We start from the raw sequence: 5,235 nt of genomic DNA on the forward strand, positions 1-5,235 counted from the left end.
AGGCCCTCGTCGGCGGCCGGGCCCGGGGCCGGCCTGGCGGCCCCTTCAGCGGTGTTGAGCTGGGGCGCGGCGGCCCCCGGGGGTGGAGATGTCACGTCGCACAGAGTAGGCGGTCGCACCGACAACGTACGAAACGGCACGGAGATCCCGGTATGAGGCACCAGATCCCCCGGGCGTGCACGCCCGTACACCGGCGCGTCCCCCGCACCTCACCGATCCGTCAGTCTACGGCTCACCGGCCGGTGGTCCGTCCAGGGCGAGCGCCGCGAAGGTGGCCAGCCAGTGGTCGCCGGTGAAGTCCCCGGAGTCGGTGGCCGGGAGCCCGGCGGCCAGATGGTCACGGGCCGCCGTCCGCAGTACGTCCGCCCGCGGATCGCCGTGCGGCAGGGCGGCGGCCAGGCGGCGCAGCGCGGCGGCCCGGCTGAGGATGAGGCCGAGGAGATGACCGATCTGCGGATCGGCCGGGTCGGAAACGACGGGCGGGGTGAGCACGGTGACGGGCGCACCCCATTCGACGCCGGGCAGGAAACGCTCCAGCCAGCGCGCGAACTCCTCTTCCGGCAGCACCCGGCTCATCGCCTCGGCCTCGGTGAGCGCGGGCGAGAGGAAGTCCTGCCCGGAGGGCTCCCAGTGGACGGGGGCGTCATGGTCGTCGGCGAACCAGCCGAGGACGGCCTCCGTGACCGGTTCGACGATCGTCTCGACGCCCGCGGCGGCCGCGCTGTCCAGGACCAGGCCGAGGGCGAAGGCGCTGTTGGTGTGGACGCCGTGCCGCACCGGATAGGTGGCGCGTGCCAGCCATCCGCTCAGCAGTGCGCGGACGGCGTCGGCGGCCGGTTCCAGGGCCTTCGCCCAGCGCTCGCCCGCGGGGCCCGGGAGGTTCCGGCACTCGGCGGTCAGCGCGAGCAGCCAGGCCCATCCGTAAGGGCGCTCGAAGGAGGGATGGGCGAGGAGATAGTCCGCCTCGGCGGCCAGGGCATCGGCCGTAAGGTGCCCGTCCAGTACGGCCGTGACCTCGTCGGCCCGGACGCGGTCGGGGCAGCGGCGCAGCAGGCGGACCAGCAGCCAGTGCATATGAACCGCGGAGTGCCAGTCGTAGGAGCCGTAGAAGGCGGGGTGGTACCGGCGCGGCTCCACCAAGTCCTCGGGGCCGAGCAGCAGATGCGCCGGGGCGTTGGGGTAGGCCCGGGTGACGTTGGCGGTGGCGAGGGCGGCGAACCGGGTCGCGTACCGGCCGAGTTCGCCGCCCCTTTCGTCCGGCTCGTCGGATTCGTCGGGCTCGTGCGGCTCGTCGGGCTCGTGCGGCTCGTTCAATGCGTTGCTCCCTCGGCGATGCGCAGGTCGGTCCGGGTGCGCACGGCCGCCCCGATGATCACCCGCAGCGCGTCGGCGGACATCTCGGCGGGCAGGGCGGGTTCGGCGCGGTCCACGACCTGTTCGGGCGCGTACGGGAGGTGGACGAAGCCGCCGCGCAGCGCGGGCCGCTCGGTGGCGATGAGATGGGCCAGGCCGTAGAAGACGTGGTTGCACACGAAGGTTCCGGCCGTCTGGGAGACGGCGGCCGGAATCCCGGCCTCGCGGACGGCCGCGACACACGCCTTGACGGGCAGGGAGGCGAAGTAGGCGGCCGGGCCGCCCTCGATGACCGGTTCGTCGATGGGCCGGCGTCCGGCGTTGTCGGGTATGCGGGCGTCGTCCACGTTGATCGCGACCCGCTCGACGGTGACACCGGGACGGCCGCCGGCCTGGCCCACGCACAGCACCAGATCGGGGTCGGCCTCCTCCACGGCGGCGGCCAGTTGCTCCCGTGCGGTACCGAAGACGCATGCGAGCTGTACGGCGGTGATCTCGGTGCCGGGCGGCGGAGCGGCGGCGACGAGGGAGACGGCCTGCCACGACGGGTTGACGTCCGAGCCCGCGAAGGGCTCGAAGCCGGTGAGGAGAACTCGGGTCACAGCGGCCCCCTTCAGAAGGCGAAGAGCGAGATGATCGCGATGTTGCAGACCAGCAGCGCCCCGGCGGTGGGGATCTGCGCCTTGATGGGACCGTACTGGTCCTTGAGTTCCAGCAGCGCGGCGGGCACCAGGTTGAAGTTGGCGGCCATGGGCGTCACCAGCGTGCCGCAGAAACCGGCCAGCATGCCGACGGCGAGGACGACGGGCGGATCCCCGTGCATCTGCTGGATGAGCACGGGCCAGCCGATGGCGGCGGTCATCACCGGGAAGGCGGCGAAGGCGTTGCCCATGATGATGGTGAACAGGGCCATTCCGACGCAGTAGACGGCCACCGCGATGTACTTCTGGCCGTCCGGCAGCAACTGCTCGGTGATCTTGCCGACCTGGGTGCCGACCCCGGCCACCTGGAAGATGGAGCCGAGCACGGCGAGCAACTGGGGCAGCAGCAGCGCCCAGCCCATGGACTCCAGCAGGCTCCGGCCGGCGTGCAGGGGCACCGAGGGCCGCCGCTCGCGCACCACGACCATGGCGACCAGCAGCCCGGCGATCGCGCCGAAGCCGAGGCCGAGGATGGTCTCGCTGCCCTCCTCCAGGACCGGTTCGCCCCCGATGTGCCAGTGCTTGACGGCCGACGCGCAGACGACGGCGACCAGCGGGATGGTGAGCGCCGGGACGAACAGCTTGCTGCCGAGCCGGGCGGCCGTGGCGGTGCGCTGCTCGGGGGTGGTGGTGTTGGGCACGCCCCGCCCGGTGAGCTGGAAGCCGCCCAGGCAGACCATGGCGAGGACGGCGACGCCCAGGGGTTCGGCCGGGGCCTTCTTCTCCACCACCCAACTGCTGTAGAAGAAGCAGCCCCCGAGCAGCCCCCAGAAGGCGGCCGAGCCAAGGCGCTTGGGGTTGCTGCGGTCGACGGCCATCTGGGCGGCCATGGCGAGGAAGACGGCGCCGACGAGCCAGTAGAACCACTCCGCCTTGATCACTTGGCTTCCTCCGCGGTGCGGCTGCCCTTGGCAGCGGATCGGCCGCGCGAGGCGGCGAGTTCGTGGTCCAGGGAGCGGTCCAGGCGCAGCAGCCGGAAGCCGTGGATGAGGAACGCGCAGACGGCGGTGGGGATGGCCCACAGCGCGAGCTGGAGCGGCTCCAGATGGGTGTGGTAGGTGGTGTTGACGAATCCGGTGATCAGCAGGATCGAGCCGATGGCCAGGAAGCAGTCCTCGCCGAAGAACAGCCCGACCGTGTCGGCGCTGGCGGAGTACGAGCGCACACGCTCGCGGACCCGCTCGGGCAGCGGGCCGTGGCGGCGTTCCGCGGCGCCCTCGGCCATCGGGGCGACCATGGGCCGCACGCTCTGGGCGGGGCCGCCGATGCTGGTGAGGCCGAGCGCGGCGGTGAGCTGGCGCAACGCCAGGTAGAGGGCGAGGAACCGGCCGGTGGTGAGCTTGCCGAGCCGCCCGATGAGGGTCCGGGCCTGTTCCTGGAGGCCGTTGCGCTCCAGGAGGCCGATCACGGGCAGGGTGATGACGAAGATCGTCACCGAGCGGCTGGAGGCGAAGCCGTCACCGAAGGCCGCCAGGATCTCCTGGGGCGAGAGCTTGGCCAGCAGTCCGGTGGCGATGCCGGCGACCCCCACCACCAGCAAGGGGTTGCGTCGTGTGGCGAATCCGAGGATCACCACGAGGACGCCAAGGAGAACGATCATGCGTCCAGCCTTCCGCGCAGAAGGACCTCACGGGGGCGTGAGGAGAGTGCACCGGAGGCTAGGCGTTCGTTCAACGATCCGACAAGGGCCTGAAACGAACTTGTTCCGGCTCCGTCGGATCGTTTACCGCTGGGAAACCTCTATCGCCGGGACATCTTCCGTCCGTAGGCATCGGCCAACTGCCCCTGGGAATCGTCCAGATAGGAGGCGAGCAGCCGCTCCGCCTCCACCGCGTCACCGCTCTGGAGCACCTCCAGGATCTGGCGGTTGCGCACCAGATAGGGGGCGTGGAAGCGGCGGGGGTCGGCCATGACATGGAAGACCAGCCGGAGCTCGGCCAGCACCCCGCGCATGAGTTCGTCCGCGCGGGGACTTCCGGCGAGGGAGACGATCGCCTGATGGAAGCGGATATTGGCGGTGGACAGGTCCTGCCAGGCCCGGTCCCGCGCGGCGCGCTCGCCCGCCAGGACCGCCGCCTCGACCGCCCGGACCGCGTAGGGCGGCTCCCCCAGGCCGCGCACCGCCGCGCATTCGACCAGCCGGCGCACGCGGTAGATGTCATTGAGGTCGTCGACCGTGACGACGCGGACGAACACCCCGCGGTTCAGCTCGTGCACCAGCAGCCGCTCATGGGTCAGCAGGCGGAACGCCTCGCGGAGGGTGTTGCGCGAGACCCCGAGCGCGCCGCCCACGCTGTCCTCGGACAGCCGGGTGCCGGGCGGGAAGAACCCCTCGGCGATGCGGTCGCGCAGGATGTCGGCGACGCGCTCCGCCGTGCTGGTGCGCCCCAGCAGGGCCCGGTCGGCCTCGAGTCCGGCGGCGAGAGCGGAGACCGGGGGGTACCCGGGCGCCTCCGCCGCCTCCCCCGCCTCCGGCATCCCCGGCGACTCGTCCGACGATTCCCCCGACGACTCGCCGGACCGGCTATTTACGCCTTTTGTCCCGTTCGCCACATCAGCCCCTGTTCGATGTCTCGTTCGTCCCGTATAGCGAGAAGTCAAGCCCAGAAACCGTCACCGGACAACAAGCACCTTGTCGGATCGTTCAACGATCGCTTACCTTGTGATGCCATCCACAGCCCCTCACGTATCCCCCACGCCCCGAACGGACGGATATGACCGCATCCTTGGCGAACCTGTCCATCGATCTCAACGCCGACCTCGGCGAGGGGTTCGGCCGCTGGCGGCTCACCGACGACGAGGCCCTGCTGTCCATCGTCACCAGCGCCAATGTCGCCTGTGGCTTCCACGCCGGGGACCCGTCGACCATGCGCCGGGTGTGCGAGCTGGCCGCCGAGCACGGGGTGCGCATCGGGGCCCAGGTCTCCTACCGTGACCTGGCCGGTTTCGGCCGGCGCAGCATGGATGTCCCGCCGCGGGAGCTGACCGACGAGATCGCCTATCAGATCGGCGCGCTGGAGATCTTCGCCCGCGCCGCCGGGGCGCGGGTGCACTACGTCAAGCCGCATGGCGCGCTCTACAACCGCGGCGTGCACGACAAGGCGCAGGCCGCCGCCGTGGTCGAGGGCGTCCGGCTGGCCGCGGGCGGTCCGCTGCCGGTGCTGGGGCTGCCCGGGTCCCG

At 71.5% G+C, this 5,235-nt stretch carries 6 protein-coding genes; 1 reads left to right on the plus strand and 5 read right to left on the minus strand.

All coding sequences use genetic code 11. From position 1 onward, the window contains the following. Positions 1-225: 225 nt before the first annotated feature. The 5 genes from KN815_RS46250 to KN815_RS46270 all read right to left on the minus strand — a co-directional run bounded on the left by KN815_RS46250 (position 226) and on the right by KN815_RS46270 (position 4,532). Complete coding sequence (locus tag KN815_RS46250) at positions 226-1,314, minus strand: DUF2891 domain-containing protein (protein ID WP_216347776.1); 1,089 nt, start codon at positions 1,312-1,314, stop codon at positions 226-228. Further along, a complete protein-coding gene (gene pcp / locus KN815_RS46255; RefSeq protein ID WP_216347777.1) occupies positions 1,311-1,955 on the minus strand; it encodes a pyroglutamyl-peptidase I in 645 nt (214 codons plus the stop codon). Before pcp ends, KN815_RS46250 begins: the two co-directional genes overlap by 4 nt. An 11-nt stretch (positions 1,956-1,966) precedes the next feature. Then, entirely contained in the window at positions 1,967-2,935 is a 969-nt protein-coding gene (locus tag KN815_RS46260) for a DUF979 domain-containing protein (RefSeq protein WP_078645835.1), read from the minus strand. Continuing rightward, positions 2,932-3,654, minus strand: coding sequence for a DUF969 domain-containing protein (locus KN815_RS46265; protein WP_216347778.1), 723 nt, complete (start codon positions 3,652-3,654; stop codon positions 2,932-2,934). The genes KN815_RS46260 and KN815_RS46265 overlap by 4 nt, the downstream gene beginning before the upstream one ends. Before the next feature lie 140 nt (positions 3,655-3,794). Next, positions 3,795-4,532, minus strand: a complete 738-nt coding sequence (locus KN815_RS46270; RefSeq protein WP_216347779.1) for a GntR family transcriptional regulator — start codon at positions 4,530-4,532, stop codon at positions 3,795-3,797. A 236-nt stretch (positions 4,533-4,768) separates the two neighbouring features. Here KN815_RS46270 and pxpA point away from each other — a divergent pair. Beyond that, positions 4,769-5,235, plus strand: a 467-nt coding sequence (gene pxpA / locus KN815_RS46275) for a 5-oxoprolinase subunit PxpA (RefSeq protein WP_216347780.1), incomplete at its 3' end; no start/stop codon positions are given.

The sequence above is a fragment of the Streptomyces niphimycinicus genome (genome assembly GCF_018883605.1).
Taxonomy (GTDB): domain Bacteria; phylum Actinomycetota; class Actinomycetes; order Streptomycetales; family Streptomycetaceae; genus Streptomyces; species Streptomyces niphimycinicus.